The following is a 26,397-nucleotide window of genomic DNA, read 5'->3' as shown; positions in this document are numbered from 1 at the left end:
GCGAAAGCGGCGGAGACAGGAGGCAGGAATGAAGATGCTAAGCAGAGATGAGAATAGTCTGAGTCTTCCATCGGCAACAGCCGTGAAGTCGGCAGCCATGATGACCTTGATCTGCGGTGCAGCCGTAATTCTGCCGCTGCTGATCGGCTTCGCCAGTGCGAAGCTAAGCTCATCGAACAGTCTGCAGGGTGTCATTCTGGCAGGTATCCTCTTTCCGGCCTTTCTGCTGGCCCTGCTGAATACACGGATGCTCATCCCGTACACTTTGCTGATCTGGGCAGTGGCCCCGGAACTGCGGCGGATCGCCGACTGGTATGAAGGCGTGTATCACTCCGTATCCCTGCTCAGTCTGGCACCGCTGCTGACCGGAGCTACCTTAGCCATTCCGGTACTGAAGGAGATTCACCGGATTCGCAAATCTTCGACCCGGATCATTCTGCTGTTCTCCATCGCACTGGCTTACGGCGCGATCATCGGCCTGGCGAAGAATGGGATCGGCTCGGTATACGATCTGGCGAATTACATCGTACCGCTGCTGCTGATTCCATTCTTCGCGGTAACGCCGTTCAAGCCGAAGGATATAGACCGGCTGCTGTACGCTTTTGCCAATATAGCCGTGCTGGTTGCGATCTACGGGATTGTGCAGTATCTGACCGTTCCGCCCTGGGATGCCTTCTGGATGCGCAATGCGGATATGATCTCGATCGGTACTCCGTATCCGCTGGAGATCCGGGTCTTCTCGACCCTGAACTCTCCGGGTCCGGCGGCAACCTTCCTGGTCTTTGCCCTGGTGCCGATGATTCTGGAGAAAAGATGGCAGGGCACGCTGCGCTGGATCGGGGTTCTGCTCGTAGTGGTCTGCCTGCTGACTACGCTGGTCCGCTCCGCTTGGCTGGTCCTGCTGGTGATGCTGCTGGTCTACATTGCTTCCTCTCCCTCCAAGGGCAAATGGAAGTCTCTGCTTCAGCTGGTCTTCGTAGCCGCGGCGCTTTTCTGGATTGTTCCCAAGCTGCCTGGAGCAGAGGGTCTGGTGGCCCGGGTCGAGACGCTCACCTCGGTGCAGGAGGATCACTCCTATAATGAACGTCTCAGCCTCTGGACGAATATGCTCCCGATGGTGGCAGGCAATCCGGTGGGGCAGGGGATCGGCAGTGTCGGCCAGGGTACCAAGCTTGGCAACGGCGGAGAGCTTGGCGAATATGGCAACATGGATAACGGCTTCATCGCCCTGCTGCTTACCTTCGGAGTCCTCGGCGCCTTGTTCTTCTTCGGCGCGCTGGGCGCAGTCATCAAGGAGATAGGCGCCAGAGTTACACGTAAGAATGAGCTGCAGCCCTACGCCAGGCTGTCGCTGGCAGCATGGATGGGAGCTGTGGTAAGCCTGGTATCAGATAACGGTTTTCCCGGTCTTAAGGGATATCTGATCTGGATGCTGATCGGACTTGGACTCAGCGCCAAAGAGTTTACTCAGAGCAGAAAGAAGGGAACACCGCATGCAGCAGTCGAACGCCAAATCACTTCCCGCTAACAGGGTATGGTCCACCTTCCGGAGATTCACGAAGAGTAAGGACAATAGCTCGGCTGCTGTCAAAACAATGTTCGTCAGCGTGCTGATCCTGCTGGTCAATATGCTGACCGGTGTGCTGACCGCCCGTTATCTCGGTCCGGCCGGGCGGGGGGAACAGACCGCCATGGTGAACTGGTCGCAGTTCCTGGCGTTCAGCATGAGCTTCGGCATTCCTTCGGCGCTGATCTACAACGCCAAGAAGAATCCGCAGGAGGCCGGGGTGCTGTACAGAATCGCCCTGCTGATCGGCCTTGTGTTCGGAACCCTTGCAATGACTGTAGGGATACTCGTGCTCCCTTATTGGCTGGGCTCCTTCAGCCATGAGGTAGTGGTCTTCGCCCAGTGGTCCATGATCCTCTGCCCGCTGATTGTAATCTCACAGATTAACAATGCGGCCTTCCAGTTCAGAGGGGATTACAAAACCTTCAACTGGATGCGGTACCTGGTGCCGCTGCTGACACTGGGAGCCATAGGCATTCTGATCCTGACCGGCTACATGAATCCTTATACGACCGCACTGGCCTATCTGGTCCCGTCAGTTCCGTTGTTCATTGGAATGACCATCCTGCTGCTGCGGACCTACAAGGTGAAGCTTCGGGATTCCTACCGCAATTTCAAAAGATTATTTACTTACGGCCTGGGCTCATACGGTAATGATCTGCTCGGCCAGTTCTCAGTGTACATAGACCAGATCATCATCGCCGGACTGCTTAGACCGGCGGATCTGGGGCTCTATGCGGTAGCGGTCAGCCTGTCGCGTATGGTTAACTTCTTCGCGAATTCCATAACGGTGGTGCTCTTCCCGAAAGCCTCCGAGATGGCGAAGGACGAAGCGGTTGCCCTTACCTTCAAGGCTTTCCGGATCAGTACTACCTGTACTTTGCTTGGTGCAGTATTCCTGATGGTGGTAGCGCCGTTTGTCATCCCGCTGCTCTACGGCAAGGATTTCAATACCGCGCTCACCGTGTTCCGCCTGCTGCTGCTGGAAGTTACCATCAGCGGCGGGACGCTGATTCTGGCTCAGGTGTTCATGGCGCTGGGCAAGCCGAAGTTCGTATCCATCCTTCAGGGAGTCGGCCTGATCCTCGTGATTCCGCTGCTGTTCCTGCTGGTGCCGAAGTTCGGATTGTTCGGAGCCGGAGTGGCTATGCTCTCATCGGCTGTGCTGCGGTTCCTGTTCATTATTCTTAATATCAGATACAACCTGAAGGTTAAGCTTCCGCGGCTACTCATTAACGCCCAGGACCTTCAGTGGATGAAGACGACGATGAATTCGTATATTCGCAAGAAACCTATGGATGTGTAAGTGGAAAGTGAGCAGAGGCACGATGCGAACTGCCCTTCTGCTAAAAAACCATGGGACGGTGCTTGGAGGAGCGTAGAGAAAATTTGGAGCTGTAGGAGCGTCAGCGTCCGGAAGCCCAAATTTTTCTCGCAGCGACGACACACACCGGACCATAAAAGGAGGAACCCTTCATGGATTCACTGACAAGCGTGCTCGGCGGCCGGGGCAGTTACCCGATCTCGGCAATCATCATCGCCCAGGACGACGAAGTTCGAATCACCAAAGCCATTCAGTCCTGCCGGTTGTTCGCCGACGAGGTGGTAGTTATCGACGGAGGAAGCAAAGACGGGACAGTCCAGCTGTCCGAGAGCCTGGGGTGCCGGGTGTATGTCAACCCATGGCCCGGATATGCGAAGCAAAGGGAATTCGGAGTGGAACGCGCCAGCCATGATTGGGTCTTCCTGATTGATACCGACGAAGTGGTCAGCGAAGAGCTGGCGCAGGATATCCTGGAGCGCAAACCGGGACTGACCGATGCTACCGTGGCGTTCTCATTGTACCGGATCGGTGATTTTCTCGGCAGATGGCTGGATAAGGGCGAATACCTGGTGCGGCTCTATAACCGCAAGGAATATGGAATCCGCAACAGTCTGGTGCATGAGATGCCGGAGGTGTCCGAGGAGCGGACTGTGAAGCTCAGCGGAATACTGTGGCATCAAGGCTTCCGCAGCATCAACGATCATGTCGCCCGGTTCAACAAATACACGGATCTGGAAGCGCAAAGCGCATTCGCCAGCGGCAAGCCGTTCAAGCTCAGTCATCTGCTGCTGCGGCCGCCGGCACGGTTCCTGCAGAAGTATTTCCTCCATGGCCTGTTCAAGAAAGGAATCTCGGGATTCGCGGTATCTGTATTCTGGGTGATGTATGAATTCATGGTCGGCTTCAAGCATTACGAATTGCACAGCTCCGGCAAGCTGGCCCGGCATAACGCAGAAGGCCAGGCGGAGAAGGAGAACAAGGGGGAGAGAAGCTATGTCGTACAATGACGGATTGAACATTATGACGACCGGCCTCAGCTGGCCCTCGTTACAGCCCGGAGGATTGAATACTTATTTCAAATCGGTATGTGAGCAGCTCTCCACACGGAATCAGGTGCATGCCCTGATCTGCAGCCAGGAGACGCCGGAGACTAACAAGGAACTGATCATCCATAATGCCGGCGACCCGAAGGAGACGATCTGGAAGCGCAAGGATGCTTTTCAGCGCAAGGCGGCGTCCCTGATGGGGGATGGGAGCGGGCGGATTGATATCCTCTATACCCACTTCGCACCTTACGGCATCGGTCCGGCGATTGAAGCGAAGAAGCGGGGGATTCCGGTGGTCATGACCTTCCACGGACCCTGGAACGAAGAGATGAAGATCGAAGGTCAAGGCATCAAGCATAAGGTCAAAACAACGATTGCCAAGTCGATAGAACATAAGGCTTACAAGCTGGCGGACAAATTCATCGTCCTCAGCGAATACTTCCGTAATATGCTGCACGAGCTGCACGGAGTGCCGCTGCACAAGATTACCGTCATTCCGGGAGCGGCCAATGTGGAGCGGTTCATGCCTGCCACGAACCGGCTGGCGATCCGCCGGACGCTGAATCTGCCGGAAGGCGCCACCACGGTCCTGACGGTCCGGCGGCTGATGAACCGGATGGGGCTGCTGCAATTGCTGGAAGCCTGGAAGCAGGTCGCCGAGCGGTTTCCGAACGCGATTCTGCTGATCGGAGGCAAAGGCCCGCTGCGCGGGGAACTGGAAGAGAGAATAGCCGATTACGGGCTGGGCAACAAGGTCCGGCTGCTCGGCTACATTCCCGATCATGAGCTGGCCTCCTATTATCAGGCAGCGGATATGTTCGTCGTTCCTTCTCAGGCGCTGGAAGGCTTCGGCCTGATCACCGTTGAGGCCCTGGCCTCGGGGCTGCCGGTGATGGCGACTCCGGTCGGCGGCAACAAGGAGATTCTCCAGGGCTTCCGCCCGGAGCTGCTGTTCAAGAGTGCCGCCAGCGAAGATATGGCGGAAGGCATGATTCATATGCTGAGCAACCGCAAGCTGCTGCCCGGCCGGGATGAATGCCGGAATCATGTGCTGGAGAAGTACACCTGGCAGCATGTAGGCGATCAAGTGGAATCTGTGTTCCTCGAAACCTTGGGAAAGGGTGTGAGCGTAGGATGATCAAAGTCGCTTATATTGATCACACCGCCAAATGGAGCGGGGGAGAGGTCGCCTTGTTCAACATTCTCACCAATATCGGTGAGCAGATTGAACCGCTGGTTATCCTCGCAGAGGAAGGCGCGCTTGCTGAACGTCTGCGGGAGAAGGGCATAGACGTCCGTATCATCCCGCTGGACGAGAGCATCCGCAGCCGTGGGCGCAATGCCTTGAACCTCGGTGCCCCGGCGGCTGCGCTTAAGCTGCTGGCGTATGGCCGCAAGCTGGCTCCGCTGCTTAAGGAGGAGAAGGTGGATTGTGTGCATACCAATTCCCTGAAATCAGCCTTTTACGGAGCAGTAGCTGCCAAAAAAGCAGGAGTGCCGCTGATCTGGCACATCCGGGACCATATCGGTGCGCCTTACCTTAAGCCGGTTGTCGCCAAGGCGATCCGGCTGCTGTCGCGCCTGCTGCCGAACGGGGTGATTGCCAACTCCCATTCCACGCTGAATGCGCTGGAGCTGCCGCGCTCGAAGAAGACGCTGGTCGTCTACTCCGCTTTTGCCAAAGCCATCGGTGAAGGCATCGGCAAGCGGGACCAGAAGGACTTCAACGTCCTGCTGGTCGGCCGGCTCGCCCACTGGAAGGGCCAGCATATTGTGCTGGAAGCGGCGAAGGCCTTCAAGCATGACAGCCGCGTGAAGTTCTGGCTTGCCGGTGACGCGCTGTTCGGCGAAGAGGAATACAAACAGGGATTAATTCAGCAGATGCAGCAAGGGGACATCAACAATGTCAGCCTGCTGGGTCATGTGGATGATATACAAGGACTCATGAATAAAGCGGATTTACTGATTCATACGTCGATCACCCCTGAGCCGTTCGGCCAGGTTATCGTCGAAGGTATGGCGGCCGGACTGCCGGTGATCGCCTCCAATGAAGGCGGACCGGTGGAGATTGTGGTTCCTGGCGAAACAGGACTGCTGATCCAACCTGGAGATGCTACTGTACTTGCAGATTCCATCACCTGGATGCTGAACCATCCCGAAGAGCGTAGACGCATGGCGGACAATGGAATGAGACGGGTGAAAGAGCATTTTGTCATCGAGAACACGGTCAAGGACATCGTCGCTTACTACAAAGGTCTGCTGGCTGTCACCTGATCCTCCCGCTCACGATAATGATTAAGGCTTGCATCACATCTGTTTCAGCCATGCGTTCACTGCTTGATGATGCTGCTCCAAAAAACTTTGAGGATGATTCACATGAAAATTGCGATAGCGCACGATTATTTAATCCAGATGGGCGGGGCGGAACGGGTGGTGGAGGTCTTTCATCACATGTATCCGGAAGCTCCGATCTTCACAACGGTTTTTAACGGAAGCCGCCTGACCGATAACCTCAAAGACGCGGATATCCGCGCCTCCTGGCTGCAGAACATTCCGGGAGTGAAGCGGAATTTCAAAGGGGTGCTGCCGCTCTACCCTATGGCTGTCCGCGATTTGGACTTCAGCGGGTATGATATCGTCCTTAGCTCCAGCAGTGCTTTTATGAAAAGCATCCAGGTGCCCGAGTCCACCTTCCATCTGTGCTACTGTCATACGCCGATGCGTTTCGCCTGGGATTATGACACGTACATGGAGCGGCAGTCGAATTCAGGATTGTTCAAAAGACTGCTGAAGGTGTATATGCAGCGGCTCAAGAGCTGGGACCAGCGCACCTCCAAAAATGTAAACCAGTTCGTAGCCAACTCTTCTGTCGTGAAAACGCGGATTCAAAATTATTATCACCGGGATTCCGATGTTATTTTCCCGCCGATCAATACAGCCCGTTTCAGCAGCTCCTCGAACATTGGCGATTATTATCTGATTGTCTCGCGGCTGGTTTCCTACAAGCGGATCGATCTGGCGGTGGAGGCATTCAACCGTAACGGTCTTAAGCTGTATATTGTCGGGGACGGACCGGACCGGAAGCGTCTGGAAGGCATGGCCAAAGGGAATGTATCTTTTCTGGGCCGGCTGGAGGATGAGGAAGTTACAGGGCTGATGTCACAGTGCCGGGCGTTTGTTTTCCCTGGGGAAGAGGATTTCGGTATCACGCCGCTGGAGGCGAATGCCGCAGGAAGACCGGTTATCGCCTATCAGGCCGGAGGAGCGCTGGACACGATTATTCCTTACGTCAACGGCGTATTCTTCCAGCACCAGGAGGTTGATGATCTGCTCCGGGCCATTGATGAGGTGGAGTCCTATGCATGGGATATTGACCAGATTATGGGCCATGCACGCAAATTCGATGAGCAGGCGTTTATGGTTCAGTTCAAGCAGTATGTGGAACAGGCCTACGTCAATTTCCTAAAAGGAGGATGAAACTATGAAACTCGCAGTAATTGGTACCGGCTATGTAGGACTTGTATCAGGCGTCTGCTTCACCTTGAACGGGAATCATGTCATCTGTGTGGATAAGGATGAGGAGAAAATCAATAAGCTGAACCGGATGGAATCCCCCATCTATGAGCCGGGCATTGAGGCCCTGATCGAAATGAATCTGCGCGAGGGCCGCCTAAGCTTCTCGTCCGATCTTCAGGAGTCGGTCCGCCGCTCCGATATCGTTATTCTTGCAGTGGGTACTCCTTCACTTCCGGGCGGCGAAGCCGATCTGAGATACATCGAAGGGGCGGCAACCGAGATTGCCCAGGCGATGGAGGGCTACAAGATCATCATGACCAAGTCGACGGTTCCCGTTGGCACCAATGAGCGGATCCGCAAGCTGATCGCCTCCCATACGAATCATCCCTTCGATATCGTCTCTGCCCCTGAATTCCTCCGTGAAGGCTCTGCAATCCGCGACACCCTTCATCCCGACCGGATCGTGATCGGACTGGATAATTCGGCGCTTGAGCCGACCATGCGCGAGCTTCATAAGGGATTCACGGACAACGTGTTCGTTACCGATATCCGCAGCGCAGAGATGATCAAATATGCGTCTAACGCTTTTCTGGCGACGAAGATATCGTTCATTAACGAAATTGCCAACATTTGCGAAAAGGTAGGAGCTGATGTAACCGAGGTGGCAGAGGGGATGGGCATGGACCGGAGAATCGGATCTACCTTCCTGCAGGCCGGAATCGGCTATGGAGGCTCCTGTTTCCCGAAGGATACCAATGCGCTGATCCAGATCGCCGGCAATGTGGATTATGAGTTCAAGCTGCTCAAATCGGTCGTCGAGGTGAACAAAGGCCAGCGGTTCATGATCATCTCCAAGCTGCATGAATCGCTGGGCAGCCTGCGCGGCGCCGTGATCGGTATCTGGGGGCTTGCGTTCAAGCCCAATACCGATGATGTCCGCGAGGCACCGGCCCGCGAGATCGTGGAGGCACTCGTCGCCGAGGGGGCTACCGTGAAGCTGTATGATCCCATTGCCGCCGACAACTTCCGTAAGGAATACGATCATCCGCAGCTGCGCTGGTGCGGTCTGGCTGAAGAAGCCGCTGAAGGCAGCGACGCCGTCTGCCTCCTGACCGACTGGAACCAGTTCAAAGAGATCAACCTGCATCAGCTGGCAAAGACCATGCGCCGTCAGGTGCTGATCGACGGCCGCAATATCTATACCAAAGACCAGATCGAAGGCACCGGCCTGGAGTATATCTCTGTCGGACGCCCGCAGATGGGCGGCCTCAGCGGCTTCTCCGCCAGCGTGGCTGGCGCGGTTTAGCTGATTACGCGCCGAAAGTCGGCTGAGTGGTGGAATGAGAGGGGAAAATCCCTCTGAATGCGCCGAAAGTGGGCTGTGTGGTGGAATGAGAGGGAAAAATCCCTCTGGATGCGCCGAAAGTCGGCTGAGTGGTGAAATGAAGAGTATAAGTACCCTTGATTTATCGGATGCTGGCCGAATGGAGCAAATGAGGAGCACAAATGCCTAGTACTTAACTAACTAGCTTCTGCCGCCGCGAACTTGTGCGGCGAGCCCTTGGCACAAGAGTCTTGAATTCCGATCTTGAATTCCGGTCTTGAATTGCCGTGTTGAATTCCATTGTCTTGGATTCTGTTGCCTTATACTCTTGTTTTCTCTAGCCGCTAAATCAGCGGCGACGCCTTGGAACAAGCGGCACTTAAGAGTCTTTGAGCCTTTGGATTTTTCTCCGCCGCAACAGTAGGCGGCAACCAGGGATTCAACTGCTGCCGCGCAAGCATAGCGGCCGCGCCGCTCCCCTTGCCGCTACCACAAGCGGCAATATCGGATCTTTAGCCGGGAGCTTCGCCTGCGGGCGAAGCGGATGTAAAAGCACAGCCTGTTATGAAATGGAGCGGAGAGGAATTTTGGAGCTGTAGGAGCGTTAGCGTCCGCCTTTGTCTCCGGATGTTATCTGCTGCAAGCAATATAATCAACAGCATCTGGAGACAACAGCGGCCGTAAGCCCAAAATTCCTTGCAGCGACCCTCATAACAGGCGGGATTTTAACTCACAGCTCCGCAACAAGAAATACCCAATAACAATACGATATGGAGGGTTCACATATGAAACTGGTACTTCTATCAGGCGGTTCTGGTAAACGGCTCTGGCCGTTGTCCAATGATTCACGTTCGAAGCAATTTCTGAAGGTACTGGAAAGCCCGGCAGGTGAACCGGAATCCATGGTACAACGCGTATGGAGACAACTGCAGGAGACAGGAATGGCGGAGTCGTCGTACCTTGCGACCGGCCGCAGCCAGGTGGAGATGATTCAGAGCCAGCTCGGCAGCGAGGTGCCGATAATCGTTGAGCCGGAGCGGCGGGATACCTTCCCCGCTATTGCGCTGACGGCAGCCTACCTGTATTCCATCGCCGGAGTCTCCCCAAGCGAGACGGTGGCGATCCTGCCGGTGGACCCTTATGTGGAATCCTCCTTCTTCGAAACGGTATTACAGCTGGAGAACACCATGCTGGTGAGCGGAGCGAATCTGGCGCTGATGGGCGTAGTTCCAGAACATGCTTCAGAGAAATACGGCTATATCATTCCAACGAGCGCAGAGGCAGGGGCGAGCGGTTACCTGCAGGTGAGCCACTTCCAGGAGAAGCCGGACCGCAAGCAGGCCGAGGAGCTGATCAGCCGGAATGCCCTCTGGAACTGCGGGGTATTCGCTTTCCGTCTGGGCTACCTGCTCGATATCCTGCAGCGCAAAGGGCTGCCGCTGAATTACGAGGAGCTGCAGAAGCAGTATAAGCTCTTGTCCTCCATTAGCTTTGATTACGAAGTGGTGGAGAAAGAGGATAATATCGTTGTCCAGCCGTATGCCGGATTCTGGAAGGACCTGGGGACCTGGAACACCTTAACGGAGGAAATGACCAGCAACCATGTCGGCAAAGGGTTCGTGACCGCTGACTCCGAGGGCACCTGCCTCATTAACGAGCTGGATATTCCGATCACGGTGATCGGGGCGAAGGATCTGATTATTGCCGCCAGCCCGGACGGCATTCTGGTGACGCATAAGGCAGAAAGTCCGCGGATTAAGGAAGTGCTGAAGTCTTTTGAACAAAGACCGATGTACGAAGAGCGCCGCTGGGGCCACTACAAGGTGATTGATTATGTGAAATATGACGAAGGCAATGAGGTGCTGACCAAGCGGATCTTCATCAACGAGGGCAAAAACATCAGTTACCAGCTGCATCACAAGCGCTGTGAAATCTGGACTTTTGTCAGTGGGGAAGCAAGCATTGTGATTAACGAGAAGATGCACAACGTGAAGGCAGGAGATGTGGTAAGGATACCGGAAGGGACCAAGCACGCGATTCTGGCGCTTACAGATGTGGAATTTATTGAGGTGCAGACCGGCTCTGAGCTGGTAGAAGAGGATAACATTCGTATTACTCTGGACTGGGAGGATATAGGTCTACATCAGTTCATTTCGTAGGTCCAACTTATCTATTTAACCAATTGTTACGATTTTAAATCAGGCACTGAGAACTATTTTTTGGATAAATTTCGCCAATACTATACATTAAATTTGCATACTGACGATACTTACGGTAAGAGGGATTGATCCTTCCAAAACGACAAAGGCAAACCTAATCGAAAGATAGGGACGCAAAGCTATAGGGCCTTCGCAAGAGTGGCAGCCTGGCTACCGAAAGGAAGAGAATATTGTGAAAACTTACCGTAAGTCTCGTTTGCTCTGCACTGTGTTGTCGCTGGCCGTATTATTGTCTGCTGTACCTGCAGGACTCGGAATAGCCCCGTCATCGGTCAAGGCTGCTTCTGCTTCCGGAGCACCTGTGAATCCCAATGCTTCAGCCCAGGCTGTCAAGCTGCTGAACGATCTCTATGAGATCTCGGGAAATGGAATTATCACAGGGCAGCATGACTATTTCGAGAGCCCGGATGAGCTAAGCAATAAGCTGAAGGGAACAAGCGGACATTACGCAGCACTGCATGGTTATGAGCTTGGAGCGATTGGCGGACAGACGGAGAGCGGAGTTGCCAAGCAGCGCAAGAATATCGTCTGGAGTGCGACGAACTGGTCCAGAGCGGGCGGGATTGTCGCTATGACGTTTCACCAGAGCCTTCCGGGCACCAGATATGAATGGTCCAATGTGCAGAAGCCAATCACCCAAGCGCAATTCGACAAGTACGTAACCCCCGGCACGACTGAGTATAAAGCGCTGATTGCGGATCTCGATAAAGTGGCCGTTTCCCTGAAAAGCCTGCGGGATGCAGGTGTTCCGATTCTATGGAGACCTTACCATGAGATGAACGGCGGCTGGTTCTGGTGGGGGAAGAAGAACAATTTTGTTGCACTGTGGAATATAATGTATGACCGTTTCGTTAACGTTCATCAATTAAATAATTTGCTGTGGGTGTGGAACCCGAATGCGCCCAATTCCAACTCAGACCCCTACGAACGGACCTATCCGGGTGCGGACAAAGTAGATGTGCTGGCAGCAGATATATACAATAATGACTACTCGAATAAATATCATGATGAACTGTCCAGCCTGGCTGCCGGTAAACCGATTGGCATCGGGGAGAACGGTGAAATGCCAAGTATATCCAAGCTGAAGCTTACCCAGCAGAATTATGTGTTTATGATGAACTGGGGCAAGATGCTCTATGAGAACAACAGCACGGCGACAATCAAGAATTTCATGAATGACAGCTATACCCTGACTCGTGACCAATATAAAGCCTGGGCAGGACCTGTGGCAAGACCGACACTATCGCCAACAGCAACGCCTACACCTGTACCAACAGCAACGCCTACGCCAGTACCAACAGCAACACCTACGCCAGTACCAACAGCAACGCCAACGCCAACGCCTGTACCAACGTTAGCAGCACCAACAGTCCCTCCGGTACCGAAGCCAGTCCCCGTTCCCAGTGATACGGAACAGCCGCCCCTCCAGAACGGTCTGACGGGAGAATATTTCAAGAATATGACCCTCTCAGGCACGCCAGTGATGGTGCGCGGTGATAATGTGGTCAGCTTCAACTGGCGCCAGGGAACTCCGGCTGCTGCGCTGGGTACAGATGCCTTTTCGATCCGCTGGACCGGCCAGATTAAGCCTGCTTACAGCGAAACCTATCAGTTCTACACTACCTCGGATGATGGTATCCGCTTATGGGTGAACGGCACAGCAGTCATTGACAGCTGGGTCAAGCAGAGCGGGACAGTCCGTACCGGAAGCATAGCCCTTACTGCTGGGCAACAGTACGATATCAAGCTGGAATATTATGAGAACGCTGGCGATGCGAATGTCCATCTGATGTGGCAGAGCCCGAGTCAGGTGAAGGCTACCGTTCCGGCCAGTGCATTATATATAAAAACAAGCAATACCTCCATACCTGCTCCATCGGCAGCACCAACGCCAACAGCAACGCCGGCACCAGTACCAACACTAACGCCAACAGCAACGCCGGCACCAGTACCAACGCCAACACCAACAGCAACGCCGGCACCAGTAACTACACCGACGCCAACACCAGTGCCGACACCAACGCCGACAGCGGCACCTGCTCCGGTACCCACTCCTACAGCAGTACCGGAGAATCCTCCGGCTGCAAACGGATTGTACGCGGAATACTTCACTAATATGACGCTATCGGGCGATCCCGCTGTAGTGCGCACCGATGCTGTACTTGATTTCAACTGGCGTCAAGGCTCGCCGGATGCCGCCATCGGCATAGATTTCTTCTCCGTACGCTGGAGCGGCAAGATTAAGCCGCTGTATACTGAAACTTATCAGATCTATACCACTTCGGATGACGGTATCCGCGTACGGGTTAACGGTGAGCTTGTGATCGACAGCTGGGTGAAGCAGAGCGGGACCGAACGCTCGGGCAGCATAAGCCTGACCGCAGGCGAGCTGTATGATATTCAAGTAGAGTATTATGAGAATCAAGGGGATGCGAAAGCGCGCCTGATGTGGCAGAGTCCTAGCCAGGCCAAAGGAACGGTTCCGGCAAGCGCACTATTCCTCCCTTCCGCTTCCTAAGCTTATAAGGTCCGCAACTGTGTTCATTCTTGGCGCTGTTACTGGTTAAGACGTTACAATTATAAATCCTGTAAGCCCACTCTTAATGGCCCTGCTGATCAGCAGGGCTACTAAGCTATAGACGATTCCGGGAAGGCTTAGCCTCCCGGGAGACCTAGTCTACCGGAGCAGTGCGGCTGGAGAAAGGAGATTACATTGAACACTTACCGTAAATACAGGCTATATATAACCATTCTTCCTCTTATCCTTATCCTTTCACTGATCCCATGGGGGACGGGGGAGGGGCGCAGTCTTCCCGCAACCGCCAAGGTTACGACATCTGCCGCCTCCGTACCCGTCAAGCCCATTAATCCCTCGGCCTCCAAGGAGGCTTCCGCATTGCTCAGTTATCTCAGTGATCTCAGCGGCAAAGGCATGATTTCCGGCCAGCATGATTACCTGGAGAGCCCCGATGAATTCAACAACAAGCTCAAAAACACAAGCGGCCAGTATGCCGTTCTGCATGGCTATGAGCTGGGAGCGATAGGCAACCAGTCCAAGGAGACCATCGCCAGGCAGCGGCAGGCTGTCGTAAACAGCGCCATCCGGTGGCATGAGAACGGCGGGATTGTCGCCATGACCTTCCATCAGAATCTGCCGGGAACCTCCCCCATATGGACCAATGTCCATATGCAGCTTAGCCAGGATAAGTTCAATGCTTATGTGACCCCCGGGACTGCGCAGTACAAAGCGCTGGTTGCGGAGCTGGATGAGGTGGCGAAATATTTGGGTGAGCTGCGGGATGCCGGAGTCCCTGTCTTATGGCGTCCTTATCATGAAATGAACGGCGGCTGGTTCTGGTGGGGGCAGAAGGATAACTTCGTTAAGCTCTGGGACCTGGTGTACGACCGCATGGTGAACACGCATAAGCTCAACAACCTGCTGTGGGTGTGGAATCCGAATGCCCCGAACAAGTCGTCACAGCCTTACGCCGATTATTATCCGGGTGCCGCCAAGGTGGATATTCTAGCCGCCGATATCTATGACAATGATTTCAAGCAGTCTTACTATGACAGCCTCCTGAAGCTGGCCGACGGCAAACCGATCGGAATCGGGGAGAGCGGAGAGCTTCCAGACCCTGTCATCATGGCTCAACAGCAAAGTAAATGGGTATATACGATGACATGGGGGAAAATGCTGGTTGAGAATAACCCGCCCCTGAAAATCCAAAGCTTCATGAACCATAAATACACGGTATCCCGGGAGGATTACAAGCTTGCGATGGGCCCCAGACTCCCTGCGTTCGCTGCAGGTTCCCGGAAGGGTCTGAGAGGGCAGTATTTCGGCAATATGGACCTGTCCGGCTCACCGCTGCTTACCCGTAACGACAGCAGGATTCAGTTCAACTGGCACGGGAATTCACCGGCAACCGGCATTGCCAAGGATTCATTCTCGGTGCGCTGGACCGGGACGCTGAAGCCCCTCTACAGTGAAAAGTACACGTTCACGGCTTCCTCAGATGACGGCGTTCGTGTATGGATCGGCGGCAAGCTGATTATTGACAGCTGGAAGAACCAGAGCAGCGCCAGCAGGGAGGGCAGCATTACGCTCTCCGCGAATACCCCCTACTCGATCAAAGTGGAGTATTACGAGAACCGCGGGGATGCCAGCGTCAGTCTGATGTGGAGAAGTCCCAGCCAGAAGCAGATGATTGTTCCCCAGAGTGCACTGACGCTTCCTTAAGGAAACGTTACGTAAGCCCGGTATAGTGCAGGAGACCCCGGAAGAAAGCGAGGACAAGGGAATGAGGACTAGACTAAAAAAGAAACCCAACAAGCAACTTCACCGACTACTTAAATTTGCAGCATTGATCATTCTGTTACTGTTGTCCGTGTCTGTTTTCGGAGAGGATGGGACGAATACCGGCGAGGAGGGAGCCGATTTGTCTACATTGCCAACAGCCAAGGATGCCGGGCCGGAACTGCCGGAAGGGACTGTGATATGGAAGCTCGGCAAGCATGACGGTTCAGCGTCGGAGTTCAGGTCCGCAGGTTCTGCGGGGGTGAAAAAGAATGCCCGCATGGCTTCATCCGCAGCGAAGTCGGCAGAGCTTAAGACGCTGCCCTCCGGCCTGCACGGCGAGACCAATCCGGAGCTGCGGATTCAGTACGAGCTGGATAAGATCCCGGTTAACGGGGTCTTATTTCGCGTCAGCATTATAGATGCTTACAAAGCCGTACCGCAGATGAGTGTATTCTCCAACAGTCAGCTGTCAGGCATCATCCAGATTGCCGGTATTGCCGGAACAGGCAGCAAGTATGATTTCCGCAAAAGCTATGAGCTGTACATTCCCAAAGAGCAGCTGATCAAAGGCACCAACGAACTGACGCTGCGGACTGCGCGCGGCATCTATTCCTCGGAAGCAGAGGATAAGTACAACTGGTTTACATGGGATAATCTCAGTCTGGAGGCGCTGAAGTCTCCGATCAAGGAGCCGATTCACGGCAGCTATACGTTGACCGGAACCGTCGTGAACAACAAGCAGTTTTATTTTGACGAGGGTGCGGTTACCCATCTGCCTTATATTATGAAATGGCTCGGTGTTGCCTACAGCGGCAATATTATGCGCACCAGCTGTGCCAGTGATGTAGGCCGTTCCTGTGAGAACATGGAGGAATACTATAAGGTATTGAAGGATTACAATATGCAGGCCGTTGCGCTCTATCTGCATACAGGGGATATCAAGCTTAAGGCTGACGGGACACTTCCGGATGATGCTGAGAAGAAGCTGACGGATTATTTCCAGAAATACAGCCCTTATTTCCAGTACTATGAGGTGGATAATGAACCGGGTCTGTTCAACCGTTCCAAGGCGGTCAATCTGGCCATCGCCGAATGGCTGAACAGCAAGGGCAAGACGATTGCTCCGCATCTGCAGACCGTGGCCCCCGGATGGGCCTACTGGCCGGGATACAGCGAAGATTCCTGCGGCAACCAGAAGGGGCCGCTCAAGCAGTGCGGGGACCCGGACGGCTGGGAACGTGACCCGGCACAGCGTGACGAGCTGGAGGCCGTAACGGACTTGACGAATGGACACTCCTATGGCGATTCTTATATTTTCAGCCAAGGCGGGAGCTTCACAGAGAACCTGAAGACCTTTGGCGGAGCGGCGGACGGACTTAGCAAAAAAATGCTTGCCACCGAATTCGGTACCTCCGACTCCCATGTCGATGCTTATCAATACGGCGCCAAGGAGCGGACTTCGGCTGTCTTCGACCGGATTATGCGGGCACATCTCGGCTATGCCGATATGTTCGTCCAGCATGCCGCCTTCTTCAAGAACTTCAGCCTCTTCAAGTACGGCTTCAATCTGGAGGAGCATGATCCGGCCGCTACAGAGATCTACTACACGAAGGAAGGCGAGGACTCCCGCGTCAGTATCATGCGCCGGCTGGATCTGGCTTATGCTACGCACGGGGCTCCGCTGACCTACCAGATCAGCAACAAAGAGGAATTGGCCAATAAGCTGGTCTACGTTAGGGCCGTGGATACCTCTACGCTGGAGCCGCTGGCAGGCAGCAAGGCGAAGTCCAACAAGGTGCTTGTCAATTTCGTGAATTTTGAAAAAACAGAGCAGACCGTCAAGGTGAAGGTGACCCTGCCCAAGAAGACAATGTATGAAGGGGAGCGGTTCGGCAACGGGGACACGTATGAAGAGGCCCGCAGTTATATATCCGGCAGAATGGCTTCCCCTGAGCTGGAATTCACGGAGACGCTGGCCCCGGGAGAAGGCGTACAGTATATCCTGGAGCCTTCTTCCGAGGTGGCGGTCAGGGCGCCGCAAGGCTTGAAGGCTGCTGCCGTCAAAGGATTGTCCATGCAGCTGAGCTGGCTGGAAGCTCCCGGAGCAAGCTATGAAGTGCTCCGGGCTGACGGCCCCGGCGAGGCATTGAAGGTGATTGCAGCAGGAGTGAAGAGAACGGAGTACAAGGACAGCAAGCTGAAGGAAGGTACACTTTATACTTATGCTGTAAGAGTGTCCGGCTCTGGCGTGATGTCAGAGAAGACACAGATTACAGCCACCGGACTTGTCCCGCTGGCGCGGGCGGACTGGACAGTGACGTCGAGTGTTGATAAGGAGGCCTCCAATCCGGCAGGGGCGATTGACGGAGACCGGCGTACCCGCTGGGATACAGTCAAGCACCAGGCTTCAGGGGAGTACTTCCAGATTGATCTGGGCGCAGAACATACGGTAGAAGCAATAGATCTTGATTATCATTTATCCCCCTATGACTATCCGCGCGGTTACATGGTCCAGGTCTCGGAGGATGCCAAGAGCTGGCGACAGGTTGCAACGGGCAAAGGCCAGCTGGGAATGACCAAAATCGGGTTTACTCCGGTCAGCACCCGGCATATCCGGATTGTCCAGACAGGCTCCGGCGGCAACTACTGGTCCATCCAGGAGCTGCAGGTGTATTCAAGGGAATGAAGGACGGCATAATAACCTCCGTGGATTACAGCGCCCACCGGGGTTTTTTTCTGTCCGAAGATTCATAAATATACTATATATCAAGGGGCTTAGGCGCATACCCTGCTCCCGGGAAAGGTGTGAACCGGAACCATGACTCATCTTGCAGATCAAATTATTCTGCTGCTGGCGGCGTTGCTGCTGATCGCCGTGCTCTCCACCAAATTCTCCACCCGTTTTGGAATGCCCGCGCTGGTCCTGTTTATTGCAGCCGGAATGATACTCAGCCATTTCATTTATTTCAACAATGCTTCGCTCACGCAGATTGCCGGAATTTTTGCACTGGTGGTGATATTGTTCGAAGGCGGAATGCAGACGAGCATGAAGGATATCCGCCCGATCATGAAGCCCGCGTTGTCGCTGGCTACACTCGGAGTGCTGCTTACCACCGTAATCGTCGGTATTGCTGCCAGATTGGTGTTAGGTGTGCCCTGGGCGGAGAGCTTCCTGTTCGGGGCCATTGTCGGCTCAACGGATGCGGCAGCAGTGTTCTCTGTCCTCGGCGGCAAGAATATTGAGAAACGGCTGACCTCGACGCTTGAAGCGGAATCCGGCAGCAATGATCCAATGGCGGTATTTCTCACCGTGTCACTGATTGAATGGGTGCAGCATCCAGGTATGGCGGTATGGAGTCTGGTGCTGGCTTTCTTTTGGGAGATGGGAGTGGGTCTCCTGATCGGGATTGTGGTGGGTAAGCTGGCTGTATACCTGATCAACCGGATTAATCTGGACTCAACTGGACTCTATCCGGTGATGGCGGTCGGTTTTGCCGTTCTGACTTACGGGGTCTCGGCTATGGTACACAGCAGCGGACTGCTCGCCGTCTATGTTATGGGGCTGGTGCTGGGGAATTCCGAGCTGATGTACCACCGCACCATAATGAATTTCAATCATGGCTTTGCCTGGATGATGCAGATTGCCATGTTCATTCTGCTCGGACTGCTGGTCTTCCCGCAGGAGCTGGCGGCTGTCGCCTGGCAGGGGCTTCTGCTGTCTGTAATTCTGATGATCATCGCAAGGCCGCTGGGGGTCTTCATCAGTCTCTTGTTCAGCCGGTTCTCCTTCCGGGAAAAGACACTGATCTCCTGGGCCGGACTCAAAGGAGCCGTCCCGATTGTACTGGCGACCTACCCGCTGCTCGCAGGGCTGCCGCAAGGCAGGCTGTTCTTCAATGTAGTCTTCTTCGTAGTGCTGACTTCGGCGGTGATTCAGGGCACAACCATTTCGCCCCTCGCCTCGCGGCTGAGGCTGGTTGGCCGGGAGGGAGAGGCCCAGCCGTCCCTGATGGAGCTGGTGGCGCTCGGCAAGACAGACTCTGAATTCAACCATATCGGGATTAACCCGCAGATGCCGGTAGCCGGAATGCAGATTGCAGACATTGGTCTGCCGGATGATATTCTGTTCACAGCGATTATACGGAACAAGAGCATCGTAACGCCGCATGGCAGTACGGTTATTGAGCCGGGGGATACGGTATATGTGCTCAGCCCCAAGAGTAAGCGGGAGGAGATGCGCGCGATCTTCCGGAGCGGGAAAGGGAAGGCGGCGGAAGCGGATATCACTTCAATCTAAAGGGTACTCTAGGGAGATCATTGCGGTGTATTTACTGGATTGTGACAGAAATAACAGGATTATGACTAAGAGAAATGCTAAAATCTGGAGTAGATCAAAGATTGAGGACAACCAGATTGCATTCCATCAAAAAATATGTTAAATTGTATATAGATTTAGATCGAGTCTAAATACATCGAAATTTGAATACACATCCCGGGAGGTTATTAAAATGAGTACACAAGTCAAGAGCCACACTGAACTACATGCTGCATTGAATCGTCAGACCGCGAACTGGACTTTGCTTGGAGTGAAGCTGCATCACTACCACTGGTACGTCAGCGGAACCCAGTTCTTCACACTGCATGAGAAATTTGAAGAGCTGTACAATGAAGCTGCCGGGTATGTCGATGAGCTGGCTGAACGGCTGCTCGCGATTGGCGGACAACCGGCTTCCACCATGGCGCAATACCTTGAGCTCTCCGGACTGAAGGAAGCTGCCGGCGGAGAGAGTGCGAAGGAGATGGTCTCACAGCTGGTTAAGGACTTTGCTGCTATCGCTGAAGAGCTGAAGCAGGGAATCTCTGCCGCTGAGGAGCTTAGCGATCAGCCGACGGCGGATCTGCTGATCGGAATCCGGACCAGTGTAGAGAAATCGGCCTGGATGCTGAACGCTTACCTGGGTTAAATTCCGGGGATTACTCCCATACAGTTACAGATAGAAGAGCGCCCGCGTTAGACTTCACGCGGGCGCTCTTTGCTGTTGAATGGCACAGGTACATCAGCGGGAGCCTACTTAATAAAGACACCGCCAAAGGGCAGCGCTTCACGCAGAAACCGTTTGATAATGCCGTCTTCATTATTGTCGCGCTCGAAGCGCCTGCTCTGGCGCCCGGCCTGGAACAGTACCGGCCCGTGACCGGTCATCTTCCAGTGATAGCTCATATGCTGGCTGGCAAGATGGTTGCCGTAGACCGTAAGCTCAAGCTTGGCATTCTCGGGATAGGCGATAATACTGCCGGCATCCACATACAGCGGGTCAAAGGGATGCAGCTCGGCTTCACAGACCGTGCCCTCTGTCAGAATGCCGATGCTGCCACGGCCGGAGAATTTGACCTTGACGATATCCCGGGTAATCAACGCGTTTTTCATGCTCAGCACTCTCGTCTGCATCGTCACTCCTTTGCTGTAGAAGAAGAGATGCCTGAAATCATAGAGCAGATCACTTTTGCTGTCGAGCTGGATCGTCTTGACCCGGTAGCCGGGCGGAAGCGCGGCTGTGAACCGGCAAGGGCCGGTCATGTCCGAGCGGATCAGCTTCCGCTTGCGGTACATGCCCTTCACATCCATGAACCGGTCGGCCCGTCCCGATGAAGGACCCTGATACGCTATGATCTGCTGCGGATGCAGCACATGGACCTCTTCATTCTCCGCAACGCTAAAAGCAACAGCTTGTCCGCTGCCGCTGTCGCCTTCATCCTGAATATCAATGTTCATCTTGGAGCCTCCCTTCATGCTGTGCCGGTATTTACGCAGCCGCTGCCTGCTCCGGGCTTAACGCAGCCGGTCACTCTTTCTGGAACGGTGGCGCATTGTGAAGCGCAGCAGCCGGATCAGCAGGAAGTACCCCAGGACCAGGGCGAGTCCGGCGATGACCGTCACCTTAATCCGGTTGAAGTAATTCTCCCTCGCCGTCCGGTCGTTCTTCAGCTCATCGACGACCTGGCTGAGCTGGCGGTTCTGCTCCTGCAGGGCAGCATTCTGGGCCTGATACGTCTGCATCTGCTGCAGGCTGTCCGTCAGCTGGTCCTTGGCTTCACCCAGATCCTCCTTCGTCTGCTGAAGCTCCTCCGCAGTCTTCTGGTAGCTCTCCTGCAGCTTGGTGACTTCTCCCGGAAGCTCTGAGAAGCTCTGTAATCCGTTGTATATGTCATTGAGATAATTGGCCTTGGCCTGAGGCATATCGAAAGTGAAGGTAATGCCGAGCAGCAGCAGGGAGGAACCCAGCAGCTTCAGCATAACTCCTGTTAACCGTCTTTTCATTAGCAGATCACCACCTGTATAGCTAGTTGTCTTCCTATTTTATCATAGCTGCCTGCCGTTTGGACAACACGTGCTGTAGGCATAATTACCCGTACTGCCCATAGAGAGAACCATAGAAGTAATACAGCGTACAGGCAGTGATGGTTTCTGTTATATTGAGTGTCGGTGCAAATTAACGTATACTGTGAACGGAAAGGGGCTGTTACTTATGAATAGATGGCTCAAAACACTGCTGATCCTGGCGGGCTCCGCCCTATTGACCCGGTTTATTCCGTTCTCCTCCTTATTCCGTAATCTGGATACGATGTTCCATGAGTTCGGCCATGCCCTGATGACCCTGCTGCTCTCCGGAAATGTGCTGCGCATCGAGCTGTATTCCGATCATAGCGGTGTAACCTATTCAGCAATTGCAGCCGGGGGCAAGGCGATACTGGTGTCGCTGGCGGGATATCCTCTGGCTTCACTGTTCGCAGTGCTGCTGTTCTACTTATATAGTAGAGACAAGCGGCAATGGGGGCTGATCCTGGCCAGTCTCGTAGCGCTGATCATGCTTGTGCTGTATGTGCGGGGCGGCTTCGGGATGCTCTGGCTGAGCGGATTCATTCTATTGAATGCTGCCATGCTGTTCCTCTGGCCGAAGGTCAGCAAATATTATTACTTATTTCTGGCGTTTCTGACTCTGGAAGAATCTGTAATGGGTACGTTATTCCTGGTCTCTGCTTCCATTCTGACCCCCTCCCGTGCAGGGGATGCAGCGAACCTTGCCCGGTTGACCCCATTACCGGCGGTCCTGTGGTCCCTGCTGTTTTTTCTCTTCGCGCTGCTGTGCGCAACCTGGGCGCTGGGGCTGTTCTTCAGGAAGGAGCAAGCCGGCAGGCGGGCAAGAAGATTATAATGCGCAACATTTTGTTCGTCATAATTTGACAAAAGAATAGACTTTCGCAAAGAGGCAATCCCCTTTAGGGGGAGGTTGGCTCTTTTTTTGTCGATATTATAGGACCGAACATACATTCCATGACAAGGAGTTGTCCGCCAATATTGGTACATTAATAGAAGACCCAAAAAAAGAAAGAGGTGGAAATATGCAAGCAAGTATTCAGACCCTGTTTACATGGAGTCAGGATCGTATTTTGGCAGGCGGCGCGAAGAAAGTCGTTCTGCTTGTGGAGTGGACAGGAGTAGCCCAAGGTGAGGATTTCCGCAAGAGAAGCCGCAAGGTAGTAGCCCGGGATATTGAGCTGAGAGTGTGGCTGGAAAGCCATGTCAAAATAACAGGATGTTACGGTTGTAGTGCAGAAGAAGGAGAGGGACGGTCACTACTCCTGAAGCTTGGCAAAATCCATTCCGGACAGCGCAGGTACATCGCCCTGGAATTTATGATGAAGGGGATGCCTGCAGGCATCCATGAAGCCCTGTGGCTGCAGTGGCAGTTCAAGCAGCCTTCAGTGGAACGAATCCGCGAGCTGCCCCTCAAGAAGCTGGGGATTGAATATTCCCACCATACCGACCTGCTGGGCTCCCGCTGCTGCTTCCATGTAGAGAAGCATCTGGAGCTGCTGCACACAGCGGCGCTGCTGGCGGAAGCCGGGGAGGCCCGGATCAGGAACAAGCCGGATGTACCCTCTGACAAGCTGCGCAGACAGGCCGACCAACTGCTGCTGATGGCCGCGCGCTCCGGTGATATGCAGCTCCTTAAGGAAGCGGAGACACTGTATAAAAAGCTGGAGGTGGAGAATCTGCCATGGAGCAGGACGGGGATGAGATAATTACAGGAACGCTGCGTAGATATAATAGGCATTACTTATACATAGGACTCAAACTAAGAATCTCACTCCCGGAACAGATAACAAATTGCGTAATATATAAATGTGGTAATATAGTAAAATAGTTCTATTATATTTTCTTATCTCGGTTATTACATCCTTGGTTATAGATATATATAACTAATTTATTTAAAAATAATGGGTCTATTTTACCATAAGTCAAGGAGAACTGAATATGACAGACCGATTAATCAGGCTGATGCGCATCATTACGCTAGTTCAGGCCAAACCGGGAATTCTGGCCCGTGAGCTGGCGGAACGATGCGGCAACAGCGAGAGAACGATTTATCGGGATATGGATGCGCTGAGTGCCATGCATATCCCCATTACCCATATGGGGCACGGTAAAGGGTATGCTTTTATCGGGAATTTCGCATTGTACCCCCTGGATTGGTCAGAAGAGGAAGAAGAGGCCTTTTCACAGTTGCGCAGTATTATGACGGATATCAAGCCTTTACTGCCCCCCAGCTTCGAGGATGCATATGAGAAAGTGATGGCCGCTGATTATAAGCAAAAGGCAGAAAGGGAAGAAACAATGGAACGTACTAAAAAGGAAGCCGGACAGCATTGGGTGGAGAAGAACGGATCTCAGGGAGATCAGCCATTCTTTCTGACTGACATTCTGGATGCCGTTATGAAGCAGAGAAGCATACAGGCCGACTACAGGGAGAACGCATACGAAGAAAAAGGTATCCGAATTGATCCCTATTGCCTGGTCCCGCTCGAGAATCGTTTTCACCTGATTGGTTTTTGTCACCGCTTCGGAATTATCCGCACCTTTCATATTAACGGTTTTTCCAGTGTGAATCCGCTGGACCGATGGTTCTCCAAGGATCAATTTGATCTGCAGTCCTTCATGGAGCAGAAGTGGTCCCTCGAGCAGGATAGCCTGCAGGTTGAATTCCGGGTCAAATTCTCACAGCGCATGATGGAACAGCTGAAGCATGAAGAGATGTTCGTGAAGCCGAGCAGGGTGGACCGCCAGAACCGCAGCCTGCACTTCAAGGTCGCTGTGGAACAGGATATCGGCTTCGTCCACTGGATTATGAAATACAAGGAAGAAGCTGAGATTATGGAGCCGGAGTATTACCGGGATGTGCTGAGACATCAGCTTGAGAAATGGCTGTCGCTATACAAATGATTATCGTCCTCTAAAATACTTTTCTAACCGGGCATTTGACCTTCGTTCAATTTAAACAAAAGAGGGAGAGACGTTGTCGGTAGGTCAAATAACCAATTAGGCCGTAAGGGCCTGGTTGGTTTTTTTGTGAAATTCCGAACAATATTGAAATCACTTCGTAATGTAGATTGAAAGGGTGGCGGAGAACAGATGATGACCGACAAACAGCTTGTTGAAGGATGCAAGTCCGGTCAGCAGGAGCATCTTGAGCTTCTCATTGTCAGGTATAGGGATGATTTGTACCGGTTCTGCCGCCACCTTACACTGAACCGACAGGATGCGGAGGATCTGTTCCAGGAGGTATGGGTTCGGGTGGTCCGCAAGCTGGAGAAGTATGATGCACAGCGTCCCTTTAAGCCTTGGCTTTTCCAGGTGGCCTTTAATATGTACCGCGATCACTACCGGAAGTGGAAAAGTGTATATGCCCTTTGGACATGGTTGTCCTCAGATGCTGAGCTTATTCAGATCAGAGACCCGGCTTCTTCGGCAGAAGAGAAGCTGCTGCGAAATGAGGAGCACCGGTTACTTGAGGAATGCCTGCGGAGTCTGCCCAAACGTTATCTTGCGCCCTTAGTGTTGTATTACTATGAGGAGTTCAGCTATGAGGGCATTGCGGAGGTACTTGGTGTTCCCATCGGAACTGTCAAATCCAGATTGAATCAAGGGAAGAAGCTGCTGCACAATCTAATGAAGGAGATGAAATAATTGAAGGAGCCCAGAGACGAAGACCAACTGCTGACGGAATATTTCAATATATCTGTCACACCATCGCCAGAGCTTGTCTCTAATACGATTCAGCGGATACATGGGCGCGGGAGGATAAGAATGCTTGCCGGGTTAATGAGCCTGCAATGGCTAATTCTAGTCCTGTCAGGCATATGTTTCCTGGCCGGTCCGGCTGCCCTGCAATGGAAAATCAGCATGGGGCTGCTGTTCATCCTACTTCCAATGATTGCAGCAGCCTTAGTAATGTACCGTACTATGGGAAGCGGGGGAGGATCTTATGAAAGTTCACCTAACCGTTGAGAAATTCGTGTTTTGGGCGCTTACGCTAATCATTCTGTTCAGCTGCATTGCACTGGGATATGGCATAAGTCCTTATATGGATGAGTTTCTGGAGGAGAATCGGACCTGGCTTATCGTGATGAGCCTGCTGGCCTTGCTGTTCCTGAGCCTCAATATTCTAATTGCAGTATTCATTTACAAGGACGCTTCACGGCGGAGGATGAATGCCTGGTTATGGATGACTGCGGTCATCTATATTCCTAACTTCATCGGCCTGATCCTCTACCTCCTGGCCAGAAAACAGCATCACATTCACACAGCGTCTGATGAAGTTAAGGGTATCCAATGTCCGCACTGCGGGCATCTAATCTAAACCGGGGAGTGCTGAAGATTATGCACAAGAAATGGATCACACTGGGGATTGTAGTATTAACGGCTTCTATGTTGCTGACAGCCTGCGATAAGAGATTAATGTTCGTCGGGTCCAGTACCAAGAGTAAGATAAGTGCATCCTACAAGCTTTTTACGGGTACGGAGGAGAAGAAGCTGAGCATGAAAAGCGGCGAAACCATCAGCATGGATTACAGTTCCAAGGTGGAAGAGGGGCAACTGTCTATGAAGTTGTATGGCCCGGACAATACGGTGCTTACTGAACTGGGAACCAATGAATCCGGAACCGAGAAGGTAGCTGCCGACAAGGATGGGAAATACCGGATTGAAATTAAGGGTGAAGAAGCCAAAGGAAGCTTCGAGGTTGCATTCAAGGTGGAATAA

At 53.3% G+C, this 26,397-nt stretch carries 22 protein-coding genes and 1 riboswitch; of the genes, 20 read left to right on the top strand and 2 right to left on the bottom strand.

All coding sequences use genetic code 11. The features are described from left to right. Positions 1–97: 97 nt before the first annotated feature. The 13 genes from HQN87_RS19095 to HQN87_RS19030 all read left to right on the top strand — a co-directional run bounded on the left by HQN87_RS19095 (position 98) and on the right by HQN87_RS19030 (position 20,260). Complete coding sequence (locus HQN87_RS19095) at positions 98–1,528, top strand: O-antigen ligase family protein (RefSeq protein ID WP_173136903.1); 1,431 nt, start codon at positions 98–100, stop codon at positions 1,526–1,528. After that, entirely contained in the window at positions 1,494–2,873 is a 1,380-nt protein-coding gene (locus HQN87_RS19090) for an oligosaccharide flippase family protein (RefSeq protein ID WP_173136652.1), read from the top strand. The genes HQN87_RS19095 and HQN87_RS19090 overlap by 35 nt, the downstream gene beginning before the upstream one ends. A 170-nt stretch (positions 2,874–3,043) precedes the next feature. Next, the gene (locus HQN87_RS19085; protein WP_173136650.1) at positions 3,044–3,898 is read left to right on the top strand and encodes a glycosyltransferase family 2 protein; all 855 of its coding nucleotides are present in this window, start codon (positions 3,044–3,046) and stop codon (positions 3,896–3,898) included. Continuing rightward, positions 3,885–5,075, top strand: coding sequence for a glycosyltransferase family 4 protein (locus HQN87_RS19080; protein ID WP_173136648.1), 1,191 nt, complete (start codon positions 3,885–3,887; stop codon positions 5,073–5,075). Before HQN87_RS19085 ends, HQN87_RS19080 begins: the two co-directional genes overlap by 14 nt. After that, a complete protein-coding gene (locus HQN87_RS19075; RefSeq protein WP_173136646.1) occupies positions 5,072–6,211 on the top strand; it encodes a glycosyltransferase family 4 protein in 1,140 nt (379 codons plus the stop codon). The genes HQN87_RS19080 and HQN87_RS19075 overlap by 4 nt, the downstream gene beginning before the upstream one ends. 102 nt (positions 6,212–6,313) lie before the next feature. Continuing rightward, positions 6,314–7,414 carry a glycosyltransferase gene (locus HQN87_RS19070; protein ID WP_173136644.1) on the top strand — a complete coding sequence of 367 codons (1,101 nt, stop codon included), beginning with the start codon at positions 6,314–6,316 and terminating at the stop codon, positions 7,412–7,414. A 4-nt stretch (positions 7,415–7,418) separates the two neighbouring features. After that, positions 7,419–8,759, top strand: a complete 1,341-nt coding sequence (locus tag HQN87_RS19065) for a UDP-glucose dehydrogenase family protein (RefSeq protein ID WP_173136642.1) — start codon at positions 7,419–7,421, stop codon at positions 8,757–8,759. Positions 8,760–9,562: 803 nt separating this feature from the next. After that, on the top strand, positions 9,563–10,936 hold the full coding sequence (locus HQN87_RS19060; RefSeq protein ID WP_173136639.1) for a sugar phosphate nucleotidyltransferase: 1,374 nt from the start codon (positions 9,563–9,565) through the stop codon (positions 10,934–10,936). A gap of 137 nt (positions 10,937–11,073) precedes the next feature. Beyond that, positions 11,074–11,154, top strand: a riboswitch (cyclic di-GMP riboswitch). Positions 11,155–11,168: 14 nt separating this feature from the next. Further along, positions 11,169–13,514, top strand: coding sequence for a PA14 domain-containing protein (locus tag HQN87_RS19055; RefSeq protein ID WP_367272752.1), 2,346 nt, complete (start codon positions 11,169–11,171; stop codon positions 13,512–13,514). Between the two features lie 195 nt (positions 13,515–13,709). Continuing rightward, positions 13,710–15,236, top strand: coding sequence for a glycosyl hydrolase (locus HQN87_RS19045; RefSeq protein WP_173136637.1), 1,527 nt, complete (start codon positions 13,710–13,712; stop codon positions 15,234–15,236). A 61-nt stretch (positions 15,237–15,297) separates the two neighbouring features. Then, on the top strand, positions 15,298–17,982 hold the full coding sequence (locus HQN87_RS19040; RefSeq protein WP_173136635.1) for a discoidin domain-containing protein: 2,685 nt from the start codon (positions 15,298–15,300) through the stop codon (positions 17,980–17,982). Between the two features lie 132 nt (positions 17,983–18,114). Continuing rightward, positions 18,115–19,593, top strand: a complete 1,479-nt coding sequence (locus HQN87_RS19035; RefSeq protein ID WP_173136633.1) for a potassium/proton antiporter — start codon at positions 18,115–18,117, stop codon at positions 19,591–19,593. A 211-nt stretch (positions 19,594–19,804) separates the two neighbouring features. Continuing rightward, positions 19,805–20,260 carry a Dps family protein gene (locus HQN87_RS19030; protein ID WP_173136631.1) on the top strand — a complete coding sequence of 152 codons (456 nt, stop codon included), beginning with the start codon at positions 19,805–19,807 and terminating at the stop codon, positions 20,258–20,260. Positions 20,261–20,364: 104 nt separating this feature from the next. Here the strand turns inward: HQN87_RS19030 and HQN87_RS19025 are convergent, their stop codons facing one another. Both HQN87_RS19025 and HQN87_RS19020 read right to left on the bottom strand, forming a co-directional pair. Next, positions 20,365–21,069 (bottom strand): AIM24 family protein, encoded by a 705-nt coding sequence (locus tag HQN87_RS19025; RefSeq protein WP_173136629.1) that lies wholly within the window; start codon positions 21,067–21,069, stop codon positions 20,365–20,367. A gap of 57 nt (positions 21,070–21,126) precedes the next feature. Then, positions 21,127–21,615: a hypothetical protein gene (locus HQN87_RS19020; RefSeq protein ID WP_173136627.1), complete on the bottom strand. Its 489-nt coding sequence runs from the start codon at positions 21,613–21,615 to the stop codon at positions 21,127–21,129. A 208-nt stretch (positions 21,616–21,823) separates the two neighbouring features. Here HQN87_RS19020 and HQN87_RS19015 point away from each other — a divergent pair, with 208 nt between their 5' ends. The 7 genes from HQN87_RS19015 to HQN87_RS18985 all read left to right on the top strand — a co-directional run bounded on the left by HQN87_RS19015 (position 21,824) and on the right by HQN87_RS18985 (position 26,397). After that, entirely contained in the window at positions 21,824–22,510 is a 687-nt protein-coding gene (locus HQN87_RS19015; protein ID WP_173136625.1) for a M50 family metallopeptidase, read from the top strand. Positions 22,511–22,697: 187 nt separating this feature from the next. Continuing rightward, complete coding sequence (locus tag HQN87_RS19010; RefSeq protein ID WP_173136623.1) at positions 22,698–23,381, top strand: hypothetical protein; 684 nt, start codon at positions 22,698–22,700, stop codon at positions 23,379–23,381. A 232-nt stretch (positions 23,382–23,613) separates the two neighbouring features. Continuing rightward, on the top strand, positions 23,614–24,579 hold the full coding sequence (locus tag HQN87_RS19005; RefSeq protein WP_173136621.1) for a helix-turn-helix transcriptional regulator: 966 nt from the start codon (positions 23,614–23,616) through the stop codon (positions 24,577–24,579). Between the two features lie 189 nt (positions 24,580–24,768). Continuing rightward, positions 24,769–25,323: an RNA polymerase sigma factor gene (locus HQN87_RS19000; RefSeq protein WP_173136619.1), complete on the top strand. Its 555-nt coding sequence runs from the start codon at positions 24,769–24,771 to the stop codon at positions 25,321–25,323. Continuing rightward, positions 25,324–25,644 (top strand): hypothetical protein, encoded by a 321-nt coding sequence (locus HQN87_RS18995; RefSeq protein ID WP_173136617.1) that lies wholly within the window; start codon positions 25,324–25,326, stop codon positions 25,642–25,644. Then, on the top strand, positions 25,622–25,996 hold the full coding sequence (locus HQN87_RS18990; RefSeq protein ID WP_173136615.1) for a PLDc N-terminal domain-containing protein: 375 nt from the start codon (positions 25,622–25,624) through the stop codon (positions 25,994–25,996). Before HQN87_RS18995 ends, HQN87_RS18990 begins: the two co-directional genes overlap by 23 nt. Positions 25,997–26,016: 20 nt before the next feature. After that, a complete protein-coding gene (locus HQN87_RS18985; RefSeq protein WP_173136613.1) occupies positions 26,017–26,397 on the top strand; it encodes a hypothetical protein in 381 nt (126 codons plus the stop codon).

Source organism: Paenibacillus tritici, assembly GCF_013204885.1.
Lineage (GTDB): Bacteria > Bacillota > Bacilli > Paenibacillales > Paenibacillaceae > Paenibacillus_AQ > Paenibacillus_AQ tritici.
This window is presented reverse-complemented; position numbering and strand designations above follow the sequence as displayed.

Excerpts from the sequence above, each read along its gene's own strand:
- HQN87_RS19040 (WP_173136635.1), top strand. The coding sequence starts at position 15,298 with ATGAGGACTAGACTAAAAAAGAAACCCAACAAGCAACTTCACCGACTA.
- HQN87_RS19030 (WP_173136631.1), top strand. The coding sequence starts at position 19,805 with ATGAGTACACAAGTCAAGAGCCACACTGAACTACATGCTGCATTGAAT.
- HQN87_RS19025 (WP_173136629.1), bottom strand. The coding sequence starts at position 21,069 with ATGAACATTGATATTCAGGATGAAGGCGACAGCGGCAGCGGACAAGCT.
- HQN87_RS19075 (WP_173136646.1), top strand. The coding sequence starts at position 5,072 with ATGATCAAAGTCGCTTATATTGATCACACCGCCAAATGGAGCGGGGGA.
- HQN87_RS18985 (WP_173136613.1), top strand. The coding sequence starts at position 26,017 with ATGCACAAGAAATGGATCACACTGGGGATTGTAGTATTAACGGCTTCT.
- HQN87_RS19090 (WP_173136652.1), top strand. The coding sequence starts at position 1,494 with ATGCAGCAGTCGAACGCCAAATCACTTCCCGCTAACAGGGTATGGTCC.
- HQN87_RS19005 (WP_173136621.1), top strand. The coding sequence starts at position 23,614 with ATGACAGACCGATTAATCAGGCTGATGCGCATCATTACGCTAGTTCAG.
- HQN87_RS19060 (WP_173136639.1), top strand. The coding sequence starts at position 9,563 with ATGAAACTGGTACTTCTATCAGGCGGTTCTGGTAAACGGCTCTGGCCG.
- HQN87_RS19065 (WP_173136642.1), top strand. The coding sequence starts at position 7,419 with ATGAAACTCGCAGTAATTGGTACCGGCTATGTAGGACTTGTATCAGGC.
- HQN87_RS19095 (WP_173136903.1), top strand. The coding sequence starts at position 98 with ATGATGACCTTGATCTGCGGTGCAGCCGTAATTCTGCCGCTGCTGATC.
- HQN87_RS19085 (WP_173136650.1), top strand. The coding sequence starts at position 3,044 with ATGGATTCACTGACAAGCGTGCTCGGCGGCCGGGGCAGTTACCCGATC.
- HQN87_RS19080 (WP_173136648.1), top strand. The coding sequence starts at position 3,885 with ATGTCGTACAATGACGGATTGAACATTATGACGACCGGCCTCAGCTGG.
- HQN87_RS19035 (WP_173136633.1), top strand. The coding sequence starts at position 18,115 with ATGACTCATCTTGCAGATCAAATTATTCTGCTGCTGGCGGCGTTGCTG.
- HQN87_RS19015 (WP_173136625.1), top strand. The coding sequence starts at position 21,824 with ATGAATAGATGGCTCAAAACACTGCTGATCCTGGCGGGCTCCGCCCTA.
- HQN87_RS19020 (WP_173136627.1), bottom strand. The coding sequence starts at position 21,615 with ATGAAAAGACGGTTAACAGGAGTTATGCTGAAGCTGCTGGGTTCCTCC.
- HQN87_RS19000 (WP_173136619.1), top strand. The coding sequence starts at position 24,769 with ATGATGACCGACAAACAGCTTGTTGAAGGATGCAAGTCCGGTCAGCAG.
- HQN87_RS19070 (WP_173136644.1), top strand. The coding sequence starts at position 6,314 with ATGAAAATTGCGATAGCGCACGATTATTTAATCCAGATGGGCGGGGCG.
- HQN87_RS18990 (WP_173136615.1), top strand. The coding sequence starts at position 25,622 with ATGAAAGTTCACCTAACCGTTGAGAAATTCGTGTTTTGGGCGCTTACG.
- HQN87_RS19010 (WP_173136623.1), top strand. The coding sequence starts at position 22,698 with ATGCAAGCAAGTATTCAGACCCTGTTTACATGGAGTCAGGATCGTATT.